Origin of the sequence: Corynebacterium testudinoris, assembly GCF_001021045.1 — a bacterium.
GTDB classification, from domain to species: Bacteria; Actinomycetota; Actinomycetes; order Mycobacteriales; family Mycobacteriaceae; genus Corynebacterium; species Corynebacterium testudinoris.
Window position 1 is genome coordinate 1,375,467 of sequence record NZ_CP011545.1, and the last position, 19,705, is coordinate 1,395,171.

15 protein-coding genes, 1 tRNA gene and 2 pseudogenes are annotated in these 19,705 nt (G+C 60.3%); 9 read left to right on the plus strand and 9 right to left on the minus strand.

Annotation, left to right across the window (positions count from 1 at the left end):
- Positions 1-12: 12 nt before the first annotated feature.
- Positions 13-1,806 carry an ABC transporter ATP-binding protein gene (locus tag CTEST_RS06655; RefSeq protein ID WP_047253081.1) on the minus strand — a complete coding sequence of 598 codons (1,794 nt, stop codon included), beginning with the start codon at positions 1,804-1,806 and terminating at the stop codon, positions 13-15.
- Complete coding sequence (locus tag CTEST_RS06660) at positions 1,803-3,365, minus strand: ABC transporter transmembrane domain-containing protein (protein ID WP_047254279.1); 1,563 nt, start codon at positions 3,363-3,365, stop codon at positions 1,803-1,805. Before CTEST_RS06660 ends, CTEST_RS06655 begins: the two co-directional genes overlap by 4 nt.
- A gap of 164 nt (positions 3,366-3,529) precedes the next feature.
- Here CTEST_RS06660 and CTEST_RS06665 point away from each other — a divergent pair.
- Positions 3,530-3,618: transfer RNA gene (locus CTEST_RS06665), tRNA-Leu, on the plus strand.
- Positions 3,619-3,887: 269 nt separating this feature from the next.
- Here the strand turns inward: CTEST_RS06665 and CTEST_RS06670 are convergent.
- Entirely contained in the window at positions 3,888-4,598 is a 711-nt protein-coding gene (locus tag CTEST_RS06670) for an IS6 family transposase (protein WP_047253082.1), read from the minus strand.
- An 81-nt stretch (positions 4,599-4,679) separates the two neighbouring features.
- Here CTEST_RS06670 and CTEST_RS13545 point away from each other — a divergent pair.
- Positions 4,680-4,760: pseudogene (locus CTEST_RS13545) on the plus strand (IS6 family transposase); the annotation flags it as partial.
- Positions 4,761-4,865: 105 nt separating this feature from the next.
- Here the strand turns inward: CTEST_RS13545 and CTEST_RS06675 are convergent.
- Complete coding sequence (locus CTEST_RS06675; RefSeq protein WP_047253083.1) at positions 4,866-5,498, minus strand: hypothetical protein; 633 nt, start codon at positions 5,496-5,498, stop codon at positions 4,866-4,868.
- 236 nt (positions 5,499-5,734) lie between these two features.
- Between CTEST_RS06675 and CTEST_RS06680 the strand changes: the two genes are divergently transcribed.
- From CTEST_RS06680 to CTEST_RS06690, 3 genes are read left to right on the plus strand one after another with little or no spacing between them, the layout of a single operon-like run.
- Complete coding sequence (locus CTEST_RS06680; protein ID WP_047253084.1) at positions 5,735-7,669, plus strand: type I restriction-modification system subunit M; 1,935 nt, start codon at positions 5,735-5,737, stop codon at positions 7,667-7,669.
- Positions 7,666-8,904 carry a restriction endonuclease subunit S gene (locus CTEST_RS06685; protein ID WP_047253085.1) on the plus strand — a complete coding sequence of 413 codons (1,239 nt, stop codon included), beginning with the start codon at positions 7,666-7,668 and terminating at the stop codon, positions 8,902-8,904. The genes CTEST_RS06680 and CTEST_RS06685 overlap by 4 nt, the downstream gene beginning before the upstream one ends.
- Positions 8,905-8,924: 20 nt before the next feature.
- Positions 8,925-12,011: a type I restriction endonuclease subunit R gene (locus CTEST_RS06690; RefSeq protein WP_047254280.1), complete on the plus strand. Its 3,087-nt coding sequence runs from the start codon at positions 8,925-8,927 to the stop codon at positions 12,009-12,011.
- Between the two features lie 174 nt (positions 12,012-12,185).
- On the opposite strand, the gene CTEST_RS06695 is transcribed toward CTEST_RS06690, so the two are convergent.
- Entirely contained in the window at positions 12,186-13,778 is a 1,593-nt protein-coding gene (locus CTEST_RS06695; protein WP_144413239.1) for a helicase-related protein, read from the minus strand.
- Here CTEST_RS06695 and CTEST_RS06700 point away from each other — a divergent pair.
- On the plus strand, positions 13,755-14,465 hold the full coding sequence (locus tag CTEST_RS06700) for an IS6-like element ISCef5 family transposase (RefSeq protein WP_047253087.1): 711 nt from the start codon (positions 13,755-13,757) through the stop codon (positions 14,463-14,465). The two genes, CTEST_RS06695 and CTEST_RS06700, sit on opposite strands and share 24 nt — an antisense overlap.
- A 786-nt stretch (positions 14,466-15,251) precedes the next feature.
- Here CTEST_RS06700 and CTEST_RS13675 read toward each other — a convergent pair.
- The gene (locus tag CTEST_RS13675) at positions 15,252-15,401 is read right to left on the minus strand and encodes a hypothetical protein (protein WP_158408153.1); all 150 of its coding nucleotides are present in this window, start codon (positions 15,399-15,401) and stop codon (positions 15,252-15,254) included.
- A 263-nt stretch (positions 15,402-15,664) separates the two neighbouring features.
- Between CTEST_RS13675 and CTEST_RS06705 the strand changes: the two genes are divergently transcribed.
- Together CTEST_RS06705 and CTEST_RS06710 are read left to right on the plus strand one after the other, a co-directional pair.
- The gene (locus CTEST_RS06705) at positions 15,665-16,054 is read left to right on the plus strand and encodes a PH domain-containing protein (protein WP_047253088.1); all 390 of its coding nucleotides are present in this window, start codon (positions 15,665-15,667) and stop codon (positions 16,052-16,054) included.
- A gap of 200 nt (positions 16,055-16,254) precedes the next feature.
- Positions 16,255-16,959, plus strand: coding sequence for a restriction endonuclease (locus tag CTEST_RS06710; RefSeq protein ID WP_236686050.1), 705 nt, complete (start codon positions 16,255-16,257; stop codon positions 16,957-16,959).
- 22 nt (positions 16,960-16,981) lie between these two features.
- Here CTEST_RS06710 and CTEST_RS06715 read toward each other — a convergent pair.
- From CTEST_RS06715 to CTEST_RS13365, 3 genes and pseudogenes are all read right to left on the minus strand, one after another.
- Positions 16,982-17,693: pseudogene (locus tag CTEST_RS06715) on the minus strand (IS6-like element ISCef5 family transposase).
- Between the two features lie 165 nt (positions 17,694-17,858).
- Positions 17,859-18,593 carry a carbonic anhydrase gene (locus CTEST_RS06720; protein ID WP_047253089.1) on the minus strand — a complete coding sequence of 245 codons (735 nt, stop codon included), beginning with the start codon at positions 18,591-18,593 and terminating at the stop codon, positions 17,859-17,861.
- Between the two features lie 58 nt (positions 18,594-18,651).
- Positions 18,652-19,032, minus strand: a complete 381-nt coding sequence (locus CTEST_RS13365) for a type IIL restriction-modification enzyme MmeI (protein ID WP_236686051.1) — start codon at positions 19,030-19,032, stop codon at positions 18,652-18,654.
- 100 nt (positions 19,033-19,132) lie between these two features.
- On the opposite strand from CTEST_RS13365, the gene CTEST_RS06730 reads away from it, so the two are divergent.
- Positions 19,133-19,696, plus strand: coding sequence for a TetR/AcrR family transcriptional regulator (locus tag CTEST_RS06730; protein WP_047253091.1), 564 nt, complete (start codon positions 19,133-19,135; stop codon positions 19,694-19,696).
- The last annotated feature ends 9 nt before the right edge of the window (positions 19,697-19,705 follow it).

The following is a 19,705-nucleotide window of genomic DNA, read 5'->3' on the forward strand; positions in this document are numbered from 1 at the left end:
TTGTACCCGAGATCACATGTCGCCGCCGTTGTGACCCTCCCAGCGGGAGTACAGCTCGGCGTAGCGCCCTCCCGCGGCAACCAGCTCGGCGTGAGTACCGCTTTCCACAATCCGCCCCAAGTCCATGACGAGAATCCGATCGGCTTTCACGGCCTGATCCAACCGGTGGGCAACGATGAGGCTGGTCCTCCCGCGGGCCGCGGCGCTGGCGGCCTCTTCCAGTGCCCGCGCATCATCGCTGCCTGCTTCCGACGTGGCTTCGTCCATGATGAGCACCGGCGGATCCCGCAAAATAATGCGGGCCAACGCCACCTGTTGGGCCGCCTCCGGCGGAAGTGGCTCCGCCCCGGCGCCAACCGGAGTATCCAGCCCAGCGGGCAAGTTCCGAGCCCACGCGGCCGATCCAGGCTTCAGTCCCGTGGCGGCCAAGGCTTCCAGGAGCTGCTCATCGCTGGCGTCGGCGGAAGCCATGCGCAGGTCCTCCCGCAGAGGACCGCTAAACAGGTGGACGTCCTGGGTGAGAAGGGTGACCTGCCGGGTGGTCCAGGCATCATCGACTTCAGCGGTGTCGATCCCATCAATGATGATGCGACCCGTGTTAGGGCGCTGCAGACCCGCGATGAGACCGGCCAGCGTGGACTTCCCCGCGCCAGAAGCCCCAACCAGGGCGGTCGTGGAACCGGCGGGCAAAGTGACAGAAATATCGGGGAGGATGGCCGCGCCACCCGGGTAAGAAAAACCGAGCTTGTCAATCGTGATTGTCGGCGCGGAGGTGAGATCGGCTGGGGACACGCGTTCGTCGTCACGCACTAAGTTGACCAGGGCGACAGCCCTGCCGAGGGACGTGCTGGCCTCCTGGATTTCGCCGGCGAAGAAGAGAACGTTGAAAACGTGCCCTTCGAGGCGGACGACGAGGACTACCGCTGCTGTGGCCGCGCCGAGGCTGATCTGTTCGGTGGTGACCAGCCACAAAGCGATCCCCAACGTGCCAGCCAACAAGGTGACGTAGGCGATGTTGCCGTAGCCCAACAGACGCACGAAGAGTGGAGCGCGATCAGCCTGGGCTTGGACCGCAGCCCAGGAAGCCTGGCGCGTGCGGTCGAGGGACCAGGAACCCAAGCGGAGGGCTCGCAGCGTCGGCAAGCTGCGCACCGTATCCAACAGCACTGCATTGCGGCGGGCCTCCGCGGTGGACACGATGTTCGCGGCCTGGGGCATGCGCGGCAGGATCGACTTCAGCAGGGGGATGATCACGACCACCATGAGCGCCAACGGGAAAATAAACTCCCAGCGGATGATCAGCAACGCAATGAGGGTGACGGGGAACATGAAAACGGTGAGCACCAAACGCACTCCCACGGTCGACGCAACCCGCACGACCGTGTCGATATCATGAGTTAGCCGCGTGATCACCGTGCCCGTGCCCAGTTCCAGGACGTCCGGCACCGGCGCCCGCAACACCGATGACAAGGCGGCCCGGCGCAGGTCCACCGACAACATGCGGGTGCGCGCGAGGAGAAACCAGCCGGTGACCGCCCGGCCAGCCGTCTCCACCAACATGGCCACGCCCACGGCGATCAGCAGCCAGAGGAAACTGCTCATCGGCTCATCGAGAAGATCGACCGTCCGACCGAGTAAGGAGGCCGAAGCGGCCATCGCCCCCACCGTCAGGCCGACGATGACGCCCGTCCCGAGGTACCACGTCCACCGCGGGCTGGATGGCAGCGTCCGCACCATCGCGAGGGACTGCCGCAAGCTCGCCGGCGCGAGCGCATCCTCCCGGTCGCTCAATTGCCAGGTTGTCATCCGAAATCCTCCACCGAATCAGCGACCGCAATCCATGCAGCCGAGGTCGTCACCACTACCGTCGACCGTTCCCGCCGCAGACGGGACACACTTTGCGCCACCGTATCCAGCGTCACCGCGTCCAAGCCCGTCGTTGGTTCATCCAACACCAACACATCCGGGTCGCGGACCAGCCAACGCGCCAGCGCCACGCGTTGTCTCTGTCCACCGGACAGGTTGAGGCCCGCCTCGCCGATCGGCGAATCCGGCAGCGTTCCCCCATCCATCCCACCGAGGCGAGTAATGATGTCGCCGCAAGCCGCGGCCGTGAGAGCAGCCTGCACCTTGTCCGGTGAGCTCGTACCCAGGGCATCGATATTGTCGGCCAATGAGCCTTCAAACACGGCCACCGTGTGCGGAGCCACGATGACGTCCGCGCTGCCCAGGTGCTCCAACTCATCGAGGCGGGTGCGGATCTTCTCAACTCCCGCCGCCGACGTCGCCGACCACACCGTGAGTCCCTTAGCCGGAAGAGGCTGACTCGAATTCTGCGGTGCTTGCGGAACCTCCAAATCGCCCACCAAATCACGAATACGCTGGGCGGACACTAGGCCTCGAGACCAATAATCCACCGCGAAACTCAACGAGTAGCCCAGGAACATCAATGCCGGCGGCACCAGCAACGACGCCGTGACCAACCCTGCCGGGCTCATCATCCCATCTCGAGCCATGAGCATCGCCGCCACCAGAATCCCGATTATCGACGCCGTCGGCACCAACTGCCGCACCAACGTCAACCACCCCGTCAGCCGCGCCTCGACGAGCATGACCCGCAGCGCCTTACCCGTAGCCACCTCAAAGCGCTCCGTCGACGCATCCACCGCGCCCAAGCCCTTCACCACCCGCGACCCCTGCGCCAGGTCCGTTGCCAGGGACATTGCATGTCCCTCCGCTTCTCGACGCCTCGCTGCCACCCGTGCCAAAGGTCGAGCCGTCGCCAGCGTTGCCACCGCCGTCAACACACCCGCCAACAACGTCAGCACCCCCAACCACGGCTGCAAAAACCCAACCGCAATTGCCGTACCCACGAGATAGGACGACATCATCACCGGCCAGTTGGTTAACTGCTTCAACTCGCCCATCTGATAAGAATCAGCATCCACCGTGTTCAGCACCTGGCCCGGCGTCAGCGACGTAGGAATCGCCCCCACCAGCCGAGACGTCAACGACATCCGCACCGAGTTCACCGTCCGAGACGCCGCCAAATCCGTCAGCGCATCGCTCGTACCCTCCGCTATCCAACCGAAGAAACTTAAACCCGCCACCGCGACAATCGTCAACACCGCGATTGTCACCGACCGCTCCTCGAACGTCGCCTGCGAGCCTTCAGAAACCATCACCGAAACAAGGATCATCTGGACCTGCGCCAACAAGACACAAGCAATCACGACCGCAACCGCACGGCCATGCAACTTCAACATCTCGACGGCACCCTGGCGCCGCGAAGTCCACTTCTCAGGAGCCACGACCGGGTCATCAGAGGGCACCTGAGCAGGGACAAACCACGACCACGTGGCCATCCGCTTCAGGGGAGAGTACGTACGCTTCATAGTGATTCAAAAGAGTAGCAGTTACACCCCTGTAACTACCCGTGACATGCGGATTTGTGTCCACCATAAAGTTGCGGCTACAGTAATGCGAGTGCCCAGCCGAGAGGGTGAGCATGAAAATTGAAAAACACCCAGCCCGGGTGGCGGAATGGCAGACGCGCTAGCTTGAGGTGCTAGTGTCCTACTAACGGACGTGGGGGTTCAAGTCCCCCCTCGGGCACCATGAGCGGTCCTCGAACCGCATGGACCGGAGGTCACAAACTCGAAAGGGTTTGTGACCTCCGGTTTCTTTTGTTTCTGGGATCGGCTGGTTGCGGAATGGGCTTTGGGGGAATCTTGCCCGCAGGTTCTGGTCTGGCGTGGAGGAGAGCAATTAAACAGGGGTTGATTGGGTGGGAGGAGTGAGAAATTTCGGTGCTGTTGCAAGCTTCGGATGGAGAGCTGTGACAGTCCCGTCTTTTATCCTCTGAGGCTCGCGGCGTGCCGGCGTTCTCAGGCAGCCTCGAAAACTCGGCTGACGATCACGGCATCCGGGTTCGGGTGCCCGTAGGCAAACATCGTGCCCTGGCCTTTCCGTAGTGAGTGCATCGCCTCCATCCCCTTCAACGTCCGATACGCCGATGTCCTATTTTTAAACGCGCCCTTTGGCCCCAGGATTCGTTTCAACCGGCCATGATCGCCTTCGATGACGTTGTTGAGGTATTTCACCTGCCGGTGTTCCACGGTTGGCGGGCAGATTCCCTCCGACGTCAGCTCGACAATCGCCTTGGCCAGTGAGGGGGCTTTGTCGGTGCTGATCACCCGCGGGTACCCGGCTGCGGTATTCGACCGCAGCGTTTTCGCCAGGAAACGCTTGGCCGCCGCGACGTTGCGTTTGGGGGAAAGGTAGAAGTCCAGGGTCTGGCCGCCGGCGGTGATCGCCCGATAGAGGTAGCACCACTTCCCCCCGACCCGGATATAGGTCTCATCCACCCGCCAGGACCGGGCCTGCCAATCGGGTACCTGCCGGTGCCAGCGGGTTTGCTTGTCCAGCTCGGGGGCATATTTCTGGACCCAGCGGTAGATGGTGCTGTGATCGACCGGCACGCCGCGCTCGGTCATCATTTCCTCCAGATCGCGGTAGCTCACCCCGTAGCAGCAGTACCACCGCACCGCCCACAGGATGACCTCGCGAGGGAAATGACGACCCGAGAAGATACCCATGACCGTGATCATTCCACGGCCCTCGCCATCCCGCCCCCACTTTGCAACAGCACCGATGGAGGCAATGTGCTCGACTCATGAAAGGGGCAGGAGACGATGTTCGCCTACGGGCACCCGAATCCGGATGCAGTGATCGTCACCCGGTTCTTCGAGACGCTCTGACAACGCCGGCACACAGCGGCCATCAGGGAATGAGAAACTGAATCTTCACGACCCTCCGCCGAACTAGGCAACCGTCCCCCACATCACCTCGATGAATTCAAGCTATTAAATATCGCCCACGATTTCATCGAAAGTGGGTACCGGACCATAGAATTCCTCGGCATAGTTTGTGACGAGGCACAGCAACTCAAACTCCCGGTTGAGCATTGCAGCCAGTTCAGGGAAGTCAGCGTTTTCCTGAGATGCAGGGAGCAATCCTGCGTACCGAAACGCGGTCCCTGCACCATCGGCCTCGTGAAGCTTGGTAAGCATTCCCTCGATCGACTTCGGGAACGCCTCCGGCAGCTCCAGTGCATCGAAGTGTTTCTTCGCTTCGTTTAAGAGCCGGTACAGGTTGTGGCCCAATTTCTTCTTGAAATGCTCTTCCGACCGCGCTTCTAGAAGCTCTGGAGTTCGCCCCTCCCTGTATCGAATTCTGAGCAAGACAAGAGAGCGGATGGTGTTCTTCAGTTGGAGTTCGAACGCCTGGCGGTAGAGCGTCAAGAATGGCAGCAGCAGACAATCATCGATTGGCTTGCCGCTGAACGTCCTTGCGAGTCGCTGGGCCGAGAAGTGATAGGCATGCGCGTACTCGTCGTCTGTTTGGTAGGGATATCTCACTACCAATCTGCTGTAGTCCTTGTTCGGGAACGACGTAAGCAGCCGCAGAGGTGTCTGCTTCTTATCCTGCTTGTCCATATTCCTTACCTAACCACAGATGTACGAAGGGCGAGCACGAGGTGCTGCTGCAAGTAGGAGTCCATCCCTCTTTCGATCATGCTTTCTACTTCGTCCCGGCTACTTCGTCCCGGAATTGTCCGGCCAAGAAGGCATGGTCTCCCATACGGATGGTGAGGCCGGACGTTCTCAATCGGGCGGCGGCCCAGTACTGTCATCTGCAGGTTTGTATTGAAGTGGAAAAGGGGAAATGAGACATGGCTTCATCAGCTTCGCTCTATCAGGCGGTCTGGCAGACAGCGGACACGTACTTGCGAGGGGTGGTCCCCCGCCAGTCCTACGGCGACTACATCCTCCCCTTCACCGTTCTGCGTCGCCTGGAATGCCTGCTCGAGCCAACGAAAGCTGATGTGCTGCAGACGATCAAGCACACCAAGTTCCCGGAGGCCATGTGGGGGCCGCTGATCCGGTCGGACCATGGTCTGTCGTTCTACAACACCTCCGAGCTGTCCATGGGGCTGATCGGCGGCAGCGACGACCACGTCAAGCAGGGCATGCTCACCTACCTAGACGCTTTCTCTGACAATGTCCGCGATGTGTGGACGGCGTTCAAGTTCCCCGAGCTGCTGACCAAGCTGGAGGAGAACAACGTCCTGTGGGGTGTCGTCAGGCACTTCGCGGGCATCGATCTATCCGATGAGGCTCTTGGTGAAAACGCCATGGCCGATCTCTTCGAGAATCTCATGTACCGCAGCTTCAGCGAGAACGGGCAAGTCGCCGGTGAGTTCTACACCCCGCGCGACACCATCCGCCTGATGGTCGATGTGCTGCTGTCTAGCGACGATGACGGTCTCTACGGTCAGGCGCCAGCGCGTACCGTCTATGACCCGGCGGCCGGTACCGGCGGCATGCTGCTGGTGGCCAAGCGGGCCATGGAGGAACTCAACCCGAAGATCCAGGTGTCTGTCTACGGCCAGGAGATGATGTCCGAGTCCCTGGCCCTGGGCAAGTCCGACCTCATCGTGTCCGGCCTCTCCCCGGACGCGATCCGCGACGGTGACACCCTGGCCAACGACCGCTACGAGGGCGAGTTGTACGACTACGTCCTCTCCAACCCGCCCTACGGGACTGACTGGAAGAGGTCTAAGGACGCCGTCGAACGGGAAGCCAAGATCGAAGGCTCGCGGTTCAGCCATGGTCTACCGCCGGTGTCCGACGGTCAGATGCTGTTCCTGAGCCATGTGGTCCACAAGCTCAAGGAGAAGGAACACGGCACCACCAAGGGTGGTCGAGCCGGCGTGGTCACCAATGGCTCGCCGCTATTTACCGGAGGTCCGGAGTCCGGTCCAGATCAGATCCGCAACTGGCTGATCAACGGCAACCTCATCGACGCGATCATCGCCCTGCCGACAGCGATGTTCTATAACACCGGCATCGCCACCTACGTGTGGATCCTGGATAAGAACAAGGAAGACAAGCGTGACGGCAAGATCCAGCTGATCGACGCCACTGGCGTCTGGTCCGCCATGCGCAGAAGTATGGGTAACAAGCGGCGTGAGTTCTCCGATCAGGACCGCGAGTTCATCCTCGGGCTCTACAACGCCTTCGAGGACGCCGATCCGGAGTACTCCAAGGTGGTCACCCCGGAGGAACTGGGCTTCCAGGATGTGCCCATGTACCGGGTAATGCGATATGCGACGCTCATCACCGAGGAGACCGTGGCTGCGGCCATCGACCACAAGCAGGCGCTGACTGGCCATGAAGCAGTGGTGCGCTCCTGCGACGGTGTCGTCTGGAACGACCTTCCGGCACACCTGAAGAAGGAAGCCAAGGCGGCCGGACTAAAGATGAGTATCGGTCTACTCGCCCACATCATGACGACCGTGGCCGTCGAGGACGATAGTGCCCCGGAAGCTATCGATCACAAGGGCAACAAAGTCATTGACAAAGCGTCTAAGATCACCGAGCGCATCCCACTGACCGAGGACGTCGACGAGCACATGGCCCGGGAGGTGCTGCCCTTCGCGCCCGACCTAGTGTGGGACATGACCGAAGCCAAGATCGGCTACGAGATTCCCATGACGAGGCTGTTCTACAAGCCGGAGGAAATGCCAACGTTGGAAGAGCTCGATGCCGAGATCGAGACTGTGCTCGAATCGATCCGTGCACGCTTCCAGGAAGTGAAAGAATGAGGGAACTTGACGTTCGTAAGGCGACGCACTTCGCAAACATTCCAGATGATTGGAAGGTAGTCCCTCTCCTCCACGCGACCAAATACGCAACTGGGTTCACTCCTCCTTCGGGAAATGAGAGCTATTACGGCGATGATTACCCGTGGGCAAACATCTCCGACCTCGACGGGAGAAGAGTTCTTTCGGAAACGCAGCGGGGATTGTCACTTCATGCGATTAACAAGTTTCCAGACGAGCGCCCCGCGCCAAAGGGGTCTCTGCTTTTCTCCTTTAAACTTTCGCTTGGGAATGTCGCCATAGCGGGGAGAAATCTGTATACCAATGAAGCCATTGCAGCTTTTGTTCCTGGCAAAGAATTGAACATAAACTATGCTTACTACTGCTTCCCGGTATTTCTCCCCCTATACTCTCAGACCAACATTTACGGAGCAGAGCTGCTCGGTGGATCGAGATTCGAGAGAACGAAGATTCCGCTCCCTCCTCTGCACGAGCAGCATCGCATCGCTCAATACCTGGATCGGGAGACTGCCGAGATAGACGCTGCGGTGGCTGACTTGGAAAAGTACGTTGAGCTGATGAAAAAGCGAAAATTGGCACGAATCGAATCCGTTCTAAGCGATATGGAATATCGAATGTGCCCAGTGGGGGTGCTGGCCGATGTCACATTGGGGAAAATGGTATCGCCAAAAGCGCCCGAAGCTGGTGGCGTAGAACGGCAGTATCTCCGAGCGGCGCATGTGCAGCCCGGTGGCAGACTTGATCTCGCTGTGACAGAAAAGAAGATGTGGTTCTCCGAAAGCGAACTGCAGCGTCTGGATTTGCTTGCAGGCGACGTGGTTGTTGTTGAGGGTGGAGCAGGCTTCGGACGAAGCGCTTACCTCGAGTCGGACTTAGAAGAATGGGGATTTCAGAACTCCATTAATCGAGTTCGAGTTAACCCCTCCCAAGCTGACGGAAGATTTGTCCATTTGATGTTAAATCGTGCACTTCTTAACGGCTCTATTGGAGTTTCAGTAGACACCGCCACATTGCCTCATTTCACTGCAGAAAAACTGGCTCGCTTCCGGATTCCTATTTGCGAGATTCATAAGCAGAAGGAAGTTTCTCAAAAGATTCACGAAGATACGTTGACTACAAATAGTCTCATCGCCGAGTCAAACAAACTTCGCAACCTGCTCCTGAAGCGTCGCTCCGTCCTCATCACTGAGGCCGTCACCGGCCGAAAGCAGGTCTGATCATGGGTATCCAGTCCACGATGGAAAAGGCCTTCGAGGACACCATCGTCGGCCATCTCGCCTCCCACGGGTGGATCCACGACACCGGCACCACCAACGCCGGCTGGGACAAAGCCCGCGCGCTCTTCGTCCCGGACGTGGTTCATTGGCTGCAGACCCAGTACCCCGAGGAGTTCCTCAAGGCGGTGCCCGAGGCGCTGACCGGGGTGCAGCGTGGCGTCTACGTCGCGAAACTCCTCGACCGCCTCGTAGAGATGCTGGATAAGGCACCGATCCTCAACGGCCGGACGAAGAAGGTCCAGCACGGTCTGCTCGGCACCCTACGGGGTGGTTTCTCGCACTCCCAGCGGGGCCAGATGAAGGCCACCTTCGGGTCCATGGTGGCCTTCTACCCGGAAAACCCCCTGTACACCGGGGCGATTGAAGACGCGTCCCACAACCGTCTGCGTGTGCTGCGCCAGGTCCCGTTCGATGCCACCGGTACCGACACCCTGGATCTGGTGCTCACCGTCAACGGCATCCCGGTAGCCACCCTGGAGCTCAAGACCGACAACACCCAGGCTGTGCGCGACGCCGTCAAGCAGTACAAGGTCGACCGCCAACCGACCAAGAACCGCCCACTCCTCAAACCTGGCCGCGCGCTGGTGCACTTCGCGGTATCCAACCAGGAAGCCTGGATGACCACCGCCCTGGACGGGCTGACAACCTTCTTCCTCCCCTTCAACAAGGGCCACGACGGGCATGCCGGCAACCCCGTCAACCCGCACGGTTCTGACACCTCGTACCTGTGGGAGGAGGTCTTCGAACCGGAGCTGTTCCTACGCATCCTGCGCGACTACGCCCTATGGGAGCCCTCATCCAAGGGCAACAAGGGCCGGCTGATTTTCCCGCGCTACCACCAGCTCCGCGCCACCGAAAAAGTCATCGACGACATCGCCGCCCGAGGGGCCGGCGGGCGCTACCTCATCCAGCACTCCGCCGGGTCCGGCAAAACCAAAACAATCGCCTGGATGGCGCACCGAGCCGGACGCTTCATCAACGCCTCTGGTCATCCGGTGTTTGATTCGGTCATCGTGGTCACCGACCGCACCGTGCTCGATGACAACATCAAAGAAGGCCTCGACCTGCTCCGGGCCTCCGAGGGCCTGGTCGTCAACGTCGACAACGAACTCGGCTCCAAGTCCAAGACCCTGGAAGCAGCACTCACGCGCGGGGGGCATATCATCTCCTGCACCATCCAGACTTTCCCTGCCCTGGCGAAGAGGATGGAACAATCCCCGGCCCTGGCCGGGCGCAACTACTGCGTGATCATGGACGAGGCGCATTCCTCCCAGCACGGCGAGGCCGCCACCCAGCTACGTGAGATCCTCGTCGATGTTGATGTCCCCGACGATGAGGATATCTCCGCCGACGACGTGCTCCTGGCCATGGACAAGGCCGTAGCCAACTCCCCGAACTTGAGCTTCATTGCGCTCACGGCCACTCCGAAGGCGAAGACCCTGGCCGCCTACGGCACTCCCGACCCGGACAATCCCGACAAGCGGGTGGCGTTTGACACCTATCAGATGAGTCAGGCCATCGAGGAAGGCTTCATCCTCGACGTGCTGGCCAACTACTCCACCTACGCGATGTTCGCCCGCATCCGCGATGATCTGGGCCGGGAGGAGACGGTGAACTTCGGCGAAGCCGTCTCCGACATGGTGCGCTTCGTGCGGATCCACCCGACCTCGATCGCGCAGAAAGTCGAGGTCACCGTCGAGCACTTCCGCCGCAACGTCATGCACTACCTCCATGGCACCGCCAGGGCCATGGTGGTCGCACCGGACCGGATGTCGGCGGCAACGTGGTCGCACAAGATGAACGAGTACATCGCCAAACGCGGCTATGACGATATGACCACCCTGGTGGCGTTTTCCGGTTCACTGACCTACGGCCAGGGCGAAGACGCGGTGGAGATCACCGAGGCCTCGATGAACGGGGTACGTGATACCGCCATGTCCTTCCGGGAAAACGATGACGCCAAGGTGCTCATCGTGGCGAACAAGTTCCAGACCGGCTTCGACGAACCACGCCTGTGTGCGATGTATGTCGACCGGAAACTCTCCGGCGTGCAGGCCGTGCAGACCCTCTCCCGGCTCAACCGGGTGTTCCCGGACAAACCGAAACCGATGGTGGTCGACTTCATCAACGATCCGCAGACCATCCTGGAGTCCTTCACCCCGTACTACCAGGACGCGCACATCGAAGATGACATCCCCGCCAACGCCCTGGCTGATCTCGGGGACCTCCTCGACGCCGCGGCGTTCTACACCCCCGAGGAGCTCGACACCCTGGCCGATGCCTACATTGCCCGCGCGGATGCCGAGACCCTGCAGGGACTGGTCTCCCCGATCAGGGCCCGGTGGAACACCCACATGCGTGATGCCCGCCAGAAGCTGGACAAGGAGGCCTACGAGACCGGCAAGTCCTTCCGGACCAACCTCATCAAGTACGCCCACGCCTGGGAGTTCCTCAGCCAGATCGTCGACTTCCAGGACGCGCTCCTGCATAAACGCGCCATCGTCGCCGCCGTGCTGTCGAAAAACCTCAACCTCGAGCGCCAGGACGACGATGACGACTACACCGTCGGCATTGAACTCGTCGGCGTCGCCGTCGAACCGGTCGACGACGCCAAAGACCTGGGTCTGGCCGCCCAGGACATTGACGGCAATCTGGAGTTGCCCGGCTTTGATGGACGCCCGGTCGGTGACAACTCGCCGGTGCAGGCCGCCTTCGATGAAGCGGTCGACCAGGTCAACCAGATCCTGGCGGCCGTAGGCCTCGCAGGCTCCAACGAAGCCACCCGCTCGGCCATCCGTGCCAGCTACGGCATCCTCGTGGAAGACACCACCGTCCAGGCCCTGGCGAGGGAGAATGATCCCTCCCAGGTGGCGGGCACTGAGGCTTTCAAGAACAAGGGCTTCGGGGCGATCATCGCCGCAGCCCGACAGTCCACCGAGGTGTACGAGGCGATCACCGCCGATCCGGACAACCTGGACACCTTCCTTCAGGCACTCGCGCACATGATCGTCGCCGCGAAAGACGAAGGCGACCGAGCACACGAGTAACCTACGTCGATTCCTCCCCCAGGTCGCCGGATGGCACTGCGGCATCGGTGACCTGCGAGAGGAGCGCAGCACGACAGGGAGGACTTAGGGTTTGCGCAGCAGGATAGCTCGTGGTGGGGACAGCACCATCTGAACAAAGTACATAGTGTTGCTCCTCCAAGTTTCTTGATCTGCTTACATGTCCGGTGAGTAATGATCACTACTTACCGTCTCCCATTCGTGAGCATGCGTGAAGTCCAGAGAGCCACTCCGGGCGTTTGCCTTCTCCCCTGGCAGGGCTGGATCCACGAGGTTGAGCAGCGACCGGCCTTGAGTGTGCTGTTTGGACGACTCATCGACAATCCATCCGTGCTCATCGACAGTGCTTGGCTGAGGTGAGCTCGGGTGGGCCTCAATCCCCTCCTCAACCATGTAGGTCGTAGGGTTGAGCGCGAGACTGAACCCGGGGACGCGGCCCTTCGCCGCGAGCCGTGCCTCATAGGCTGCCTGCGCTTGCCGCTCAGCAGCTGAGGAGTTGAAGTGCGCAATCTGCTGGTTGACGGCCGCTAGCTCCTGGCGCGCGTCGGACAGCTCCTGGAGCCGGGGGTAAGGGCTGGCGGCAGGCTGGTTCTCCAGAGTGTCGATAGTGCTCCGAATCTTCTCGAGATCGGCTCCCGCCCACTGAGCACGGGTGATGATTGAGCTGACGCCTCCTTCCAGGCGCGCGAGGACTCCGGAGCGCTTCTGGGAGAGGGTCTTTTCTTCTTCCTCGGTGCGGTGGAGATCGTCGCGGACGATATTTTCGGCCACGCCGTCCGGGTGGGTCCCGGTGGGAGTGGAGAGAATCAGGGCGGAGTGCTCGTAGGAATACCTCGCCTTCATCTCCACGCCACCGATGTTGGCGACCGGCACAGGCTCGATCTGCCGGTCGCGGGCGATTTGAGCCAGTGCAGCAGTGAGAGCGGCCGTGGCATCCGTGCGTTTGCGGTAGGTGGAGCCGGCGATAGTCCAAGTGCGCTGCTCGACCTCAGCATCGACCCATTCCTGAGCCTGCGGAGTCAGAGCGTTGAGCCGAGCGGCCAGGGCCTGCTGCTGCGGGAGCATCATCTTGGCGTTCGCGAGCTCGCGAGCATTGGAAGTTCTCATCGCTTCGTGTTCCATTTCGCCTGATTCGAGGTCGGCTACAGCTCGCTGCAGTTCCATCTGGCGAACGAACGCGGGGTTTCCGGTGGCGATGGCTTTGTGATGCGCCATCGCGTCTCCGCTTCCCTCCAGTGGCTCCATGTCGCGCAGCTCCTGGTCTGCTCGGTAGAACTGCTCGATGAATTTCGCCTTGCGGCTGACCGTGCCCCAGGAGAAAGCGTCATGCGTGCCAGAGCCGATGTAGACCGCCTCGAACAAGTCTCCGTTCTGGTTGCCTTGGCGTAGCCCTCGTCCAAGGCGCTGTTCGAGGTCTGCCGGCCTCCAGGGGACATCAGCGTGGTGGATGCCGACACAACGTGCCTGGATATTCGCCCCGGTGCCCAGTTTCTCGGTGTTGCCGATCAGGACGTCCACCTGACCGTTGTTGCAGTCGTCAAACAGCTGAAGGCGACGGTCGTCCCAGTCATGAATGAAGCGGATACGTTCGCGATCCATTCCTCGTGCCACCAGATCATCCCGTATCGCGTCGTAGACGTTGAATCTGTCTGGCTCTGGCTTGGGCACTCCGGTGCTGTTGCAAAGTTCGGGCGACAGGAAGACCTGCGTGAAATAATCACAGCCATGGGCATCTTCTCCGGTCGTCATTTCCCCCGTGACATCATCCTGTGGGCGGTCCGGTGGTACTGCCGCTACGGGCTCAGCTACCGCGATCTGGAAGAAATGATGACCGAACGCGGCGTACCGGTCGATCACAGCACCATCTACCGCTGGGTCCAGAAATATGCTCCTGAGCTGGACAAGCAGACCCGGTGGTACCGACAAGTCCCGGATTGGCAGGCCCGGTCCTGGCGGGTGGACGAGACCTATATCCGGGTCGGGGGAAAGTGGTGCTACCTCTATCGGGCCATCACCGCGGGCGGGCATACCCTGGATTTTTACCTGTCCCCAAAGCGTAACGTCGCCGCAGCGAAGCGTTTCCTGGCCAAGACCCTGAGGTCGAACACGATAACCGGGTTCCCGCGGGTGATCAACACCGATAAAGCACCCTCCCTGGCCAGGGCAATCGCCGAGTTGAAGTCAGAGGGAATCTGCCCGCAGACCGTGGAACACCGGCAGGTGAAATACCTCAATAACGTCATTGAAGGAGATCATGGGCGGCTGAAACGGATCCTCGGACCGAAGGGGGCGTTCAAAAACCGGACCTCGGCGTACCGGACGTTGAAAGGGATGGAAGCGATGCACTCATTACGGAAAGGCCAGGGCGCGATGTTTGCCTACGGGCAACCGAACCCGGATGCGGTGATCGTCAGCCGGGTGTTCGAGGCTGCCTGAGAACGCCGACCCGCAGCGAGCATCAGAGGATGAAGACTGGGTCGTCACGGCTCTCCGCCTGAAGTTTGCAACAGCACCCGTTCACTCAATAATTGATTGGATCGGCCCCTCCGAAATAGTCTTCGGGAGAATTAAAAATATTATCTCTCGAGATGCTATTCTTATGGCCACAGTGTTGGCATTTCCACGTGTATTTGTTGTCATCAAACCCCACCTGAGAATTTAGGTGTTCATTACAACGATCGCAGAACCAGTCTACGTCTGGAAATCTACCCATGATTGATTCCTCTTCCTTTACTCGGGCTAATCATCATTGTCCTCTTTATTACACCATCCGGTCAGTAATCGATGGGCACTAAGCTGACAATGTTAGAAGTGCCGGGCACAAGGGCCCGACTTCCGGAAAGTAGCATCACGGGGTTCAGGAACCTCGACCACTACATATTGCGGTCCTTGATCCACTCCGGACAGCTGCACACCAGGATCAACGCACTCTAAATCCGGAAGGACCAGATTGCCTTTCCCAGCATCCTGCTGGTTTCAAGGTGTCTACCAAACGGGGGTCAGGTCCCGAACGTCACAGCACCACGGTGGCACTATCGAAAGGGAAGCTACGGCGGTCAAGTCAATCGTGGACGAGCGGACATCGATCGCCATGGTCATGGACAACCCCGGTATCGCTCGCTTCACTACACGGGTCTCGCGTGGCCATCTGCTCCGCCAGACGGGCTGGGGTGACGAAGCCGGCACTACCGAGCAAGGCCGAACGTGACGTGCGGTCCGTATTTAGTCGTCGCCGCAGAGCGCACAGGCGCCGGTTCCGTCGCATGCCGGGCAGTCCGGATCAGCACTGTAGCGCCCTTCTTCTTCATCCCACCGTTCAAAGTTGATTTCCGAAATGCTGTATCCGTCAGGATCGTGGTCGCGACCGATCATGCACCGGCAAGGTTCGTCGTATTGTGACCCCGGACCGTTCTCACGCCGGATTACATAGTGGCTAGGACCTGTAGGCATCGTGTTCTTCCTCTCGGGTGGCTGACGGGTATCCAGAAAACTACTTCTGGTCGTCATGTATTTAATGGTACTGATGGGCCCGACCCCGGTAGCGAGTTCTTTGCCGCGCAGAACCGATTATGCGTGACACATCACAGCCCGTCGGAAAGCGTGAGCAATAGAGACTGGGCCCGACCCCCGGAAATGTGGACAACAACCTCGGCATCATCGTGCTGACCAACCTTCGCGTGATCATCAAGGACCGCAAACTCATGGGCAGTGACATGAAGGAGATCACTCCCTCCTCCATCACGTCCCTGTCGACGGGAAAGAAGATGACCGGGGAAACTGTGAAGATGACGGTGTCCGGCAGTGATCTGGAGATCACTGCACTGCCGCATGGCCGGGGGACGGAGCTGGCGAACCTGCTCCGTCAGGCCATGAACGGGACCACGCTTCCTGCGCCAACTGCTGCTCCGGTGGAACCTGCTGCTGACCTGATTGCCCAGGTCGAGAAGCTAGCTGAGCTTCCTGCCGCAGGGATCTTCAACGACGATGAGTTCGCGCAGGCCAAGGCGAAAGCACTGGGAATCTAGGACCTATTTCCACTGATACCTCAGTGCCCCGTGTGCGTCGAAGAAGGCCGCATCCCACACTGAGACGGGAGTAGTCAGCTCGGTGGGTTGCTGCCTACGTCAGGGACGGTAATTCCTTACGGCGGATAGGGTGGAGTCCCCCTGCGGATTCCCGATCGACACCTGGGATGATGGAAGTTATGGCCGTAGAATATAGTGCGATGTCGTTTACCCAGCAAGGCATGCCGACCCACCAGCAGTTGGTGGTTCCGGTGATTCGAGCAGTAGTTGAGCTGGGTGGATCAGCCAAGGCCAGGGAGATCACCGACCAGGTCCTGGAGCACTATCCGGATGCTGAGCGTCTTCTTCAGATGACGTATCCGAACAGGCCGGAAAAGTCGGTTCTGACCGACCGCATCGCGTGGGGAAGGTCTACAGCCAAGCTCATCGGAGCTCTCGAGCAGCCATCGACGGGGATGTACCTGACCACCGACCTGGGTGAGGAACTGCTCGGTTTACAAGAAGAGGAGGCCCTTCGTCGGATCCGTGATCTCGACCGGGAGTACTCCCGTCAGCAGCGCAGGAAGAAGGCAGAAAAGGCGGCGACTCCTGATGTCAGCGAAGTCGACGAAGAGGAGCCGTCAGCAGAGGTTCTCGCAGAGACTGATGCCGAAGACGATGATTCCGGTGCCGTCTGGAAGGTCCAGCTCTTGGATCGTCTCCACCGCCTCACCCCGGAAGGGTTCGAGAAGTTCGTGCTCTATCTGCTGCGCCGCTATGGCCTTGAGCTCACCCATATCGGTGGCAGCGGGGATGAAGGTATCGACGGGATAGGTACCGCACCCTTGAGCCCTGTGCTGTCGTCCCGAGGGTGCTGTTGCAAACTTCAGGCGGAGAGCCGTGACGACCCAGTCTTCATCCTCTGATGCTCGCTGCGGGTCGGCGTTCTCAGGCAGCCTCGAACACCCGGCTGACGATCACCGCATCCGGATTCGGTTGCCCGTAGGCAAACATCGCGCCCTGGCCTTTCCGTAATGAGTGCATCGCTTCCATCCCTTTCAACGTCCGGTACGCCGAGGTCCGGTTTTTGAACGCCCCCTTCGGTCCGAGGATCCGTTTCAGCCGCCCATGATCTCCTTCAATGACGTTATTGAGGTATTTCACCTGCCGGTGTTCCACGGTCTGCGGACAGATTCCCTCTGACTTCAACTCGGCGATTGCCCTGGCCAGGGAGGGTGCTTTATCGGTGTTGATCACCCGCGGGAACCCGGTTATCGTGTTCGACCTCAGGGTCTTGGCCAGGAAACGCTTCGCTGCGGCGACGTTACGCTTTGGGGACAGGTAAAAATCCAGGGTATGCCCGCCCGCGGTGATGGCCCGATAGAGGTAGCACCACTTTCCCCCGACCCGGATATAGGTCTCGTCCACCCGCCAGGACCGGGCCTGCCAATCCGGGACTTGTCGGTACCACCGGGTCTGCTTGTCCAGCTCAGGAGCATATTTCTGGACCCAGCGGTAGATGGTGCTGTGATCGACCGGTACGCCGCGCTGAAGTCATCATTTCTTCCAGATCGCGGTAGCTCACCCCGTAGCGGCAGTACCACCGCACCGCCCACAGGATGATTTCACGGGGGAAATGACGACCGGAGAAGATGCCCATGGCTGTGATTATTTCACGCAGGTCTTTCTACTGCCCCAACTTTGCAACAGCACCCGTCAGCTGTGGGTCGGACTGCCCGTCGGCGTAACGTCGCGCACGAACAGGAAGAGCCGCACCCCCGTCGGAAGCGGGGCCCGCAGCTCAGCAGGTCAGGAACACCCGTCGTCAGACATCAACGAAAGCGTCCTTTTCCTGATCGAACCTGGTGACGTCGCCCTTGCCGATGTCATAGTGGTAGCTCTCGAGCACGAGCTCTCCGGCGTTGACCCGATCGGCGATGTAGCTGTGCGACATCAGGTTCTCGATCTGTGCCGCGGCGTTGGCCTGTTCGAGCCTGCGGGAGAAGTCCTCGGCGGCATGATCGCCGCCCATGCTCGCGAGCACGTCCTCGGATCTGATGAGCCAATCGTGGGTGGCCGGCAGCTCAGTCCTGTAATCGCCGAGGTGCTGGAGTGCCGCCATCCCGCCACAGTTGGAGTGAGCGATCACTGCGATGGCGGACACCCCGAGGTGGACTACCGCGTACTCCACCGGGGCGAGCGCGCCCGGGTCGGGATTGTCGGCGTGGGGGATGATGTTGGCGATGTTGCGTAGATGGAACAGATCGCCTGGTTGTGCGGAGAGCAGGGTCTCGGTGTCGATGCGGGAGTCCGAGCACGTTACAACGAGGGTGTGCGGCGACTGCGACTCGGCCAGGTTCTCGTAGAGGTCCCGGTCATCCGGGTAGGTAGCGTCCTCGAAGTTGTTGATTCCGTCAATGACCGCGTCACCGGTGCCGGCAGTCATTTTCGGGGATTCGGTGGAGCAGGCGCTGCTGACTACGGCGGTGGCGGTTGCTCCGGCCCCGAGGCCGAGCACCTGCAGGAGCTGACGACGGTTGTAGCGATTCGATCCAAGCATGGCGAAACTCCGTTTTCTCATCGCGGTTCATCAATTCCGGGTCCGGGAAGTACCTTTATTATAGTGTAAGAGCCAAACAATTCGTTCGAAGGTGCTGTTGCAAAGTTGGGTGCTGTTGGTGTGCCTTCTCGAGGTCTCGCCCGAGAGACTTGGCTTCACCGAGGACGATGCCGGACCAGAACAGGTCGATATAGCCAGTGTTTCCTGTGGTGGCGCGAACAGCGTCTCTTTCGAAGAGGTCGATGCGTTCGGGAATGATGCCGAAGCAGCGGAACAGGTCGGACCAAAGTTGTTGGGCAGCGGATTTTTCGGTATGGCCGGCCACTTCGACTTTCCAGGTGTTGATGCGTTTCCGCCAGGCATGGGAGAAGTCGTCACGGCTCTCCGCCTGAAGTTTGCAACAGCACCGCTCACCGACCCGTTCGAGCACGATCCCCATCGCAACGCCCCGCGACATGAGGGGCCGACACGCGGGCTGTAGAAACGCGGCGTGGACTATGAATCGATGCGAAGGTAATCATACGTGTTAGCCTGTATGTATGAGACGGACTGCTGAGGACGCGGAGCGTACGCGTCTGGCGTTGCTTGAGGCGGCGTTGATGGCCTTCAAAGAGAAGGGGTGGAGGGGGGCAACGTTCGAGCATGTCGCTGAACGTGCAGGTCTCACCCGCGGAGCGTTGCACCACCACTTCCGTTCCAAGGCCGTGCTGCTGGAGGAAGCGCTCACGTGGGGCTGGGCCGAGTACGGCAACCACCTCTTCGTCCACAACGGCGAGGCGACACTCTCAGCGCTGTTGACGGAGTTCGTGACGCTGCTGCGAGATGACGCCCTGTTCCGTGCCCTGGCTGCGAGCACCGTGCTCGTCGCCCCGCAAGCGCTCACTGACCGCTCGGAGAAGAACGCCGCTCTCGATGCCTGGCGCGATCAGATCGCTGCCACCCTCCCCAGCACGGGCGAGGCCGACTCTGAGACGGTCGCGGGCTTGGCGCTGGTGTTCTTACAAGGGCTCACCGTGACTGCGGTGACCCGACCCGATGATCTTCCGCAACCCGACGAATTGAGCGCCGCTATGACGGCACTGGCAAGGGGGTTGCTCACCTAGAAAGGACTC

Excerpts from the sequence above, each read along its gene's own strand:
- CTEST_RS06655 (WP_047253081.1), bottom strand. The coding sequence starts at position 1,806 with ATGACAACCTGGCAATTGAGCGACCGGGAGGATGCGCTCGCGCCGGCG.
- CTEST_RS06660 (WP_047254279.1), bottom strand. The coding sequence starts at position 3,365 with ATGGCCACGTGGTCGTGGTTTGTCCCTGCTCAGGTGCCCTCTGATGAC.
- CTEST_RS06670 (WP_047253082.1), bottom strand. The coding sequence starts at position 4,598 with ATGGGTATCTTCTCGGGTCGTCATTTCCCTCGCGAGGTCATCCTGTGG.
- CTEST_RS06675 (WP_047253083.1), bottom strand. The coding sequence starts at position 5,498 with ATGGACAAGCAGGATAAGAAGCAGACACCTCTGCGGCTGCTTACGTCG.
- CTEST_RS06680 (WP_047253084.1), top strand. The coding sequence starts at position 5,735 with ATGGCTTCATCAGCTTCGCTCTATCAGGCGGTCTGGCAGACAGCGGAC.
- CTEST_RS06685 (WP_047253085.1), top strand. The coding sequence starts at position 7,666 with ATGAGGGAACTTGACGTTCGTAAGGCGACGCACTTCGCAAACATTCCA.
- CTEST_RS06690 (WP_047254280.1), top strand. The coding sequence starts at position 8,925 with ATGGAAAAGGCCTTCGAGGACACCATCGTCGGCCATCTCGCCTCCCAC.
- CTEST_RS06700 (WP_047253087.1), top strand. The coding sequence starts at position 13,755 with ATGGGCATCTTCTCCGGTCGTCATTTCCCCCGTGACATCATCCTGTGG.
- CTEST_RS06695 (WP_144413239.1), bottom strand. The coding sequence starts at position 13,778 with ATGACGACCGGAGAAGATGCCCATGGCTGTGATTATTTCACGCAGGTC.
- CTEST_RS13675 (WP_158408153.1), bottom strand. The coding sequence starts at position 15,401 with ATGATCGGTCGCGACCACGATCCTGACGGATACAGCATTTCGGAAATC.
- CTEST_RS06710 (WP_236686050.1), top strand. The coding sequence starts at position 16,255 with ATGTCGTTTACCCAGCAAGGCATGCCGACCCACCAGCAGTTGGTGGTT.
- CTEST_RS06720 (WP_047253089.1), bottom strand. The coding sequence starts at position 18,593 with ATGCTTGGATCGAATCGCTACAACCGTCGTCAGCTCCTGCAGGTGCTC.
- CTEST_RS13365 (WP_236686051.1), bottom strand. The coding sequence starts at position 19,032 with ATGGGGATCGTGCTCGAACGGGTCGGTGAGCGGTGCTGTTGCAAACTT.
- CTEST_RS06730 (WP_047253091.1), top strand. The coding sequence starts at position 19,133 with ATGAGACGGACTGCTGAGGACGCGGAGCGTACGCGTCTGGCGTTGCTT.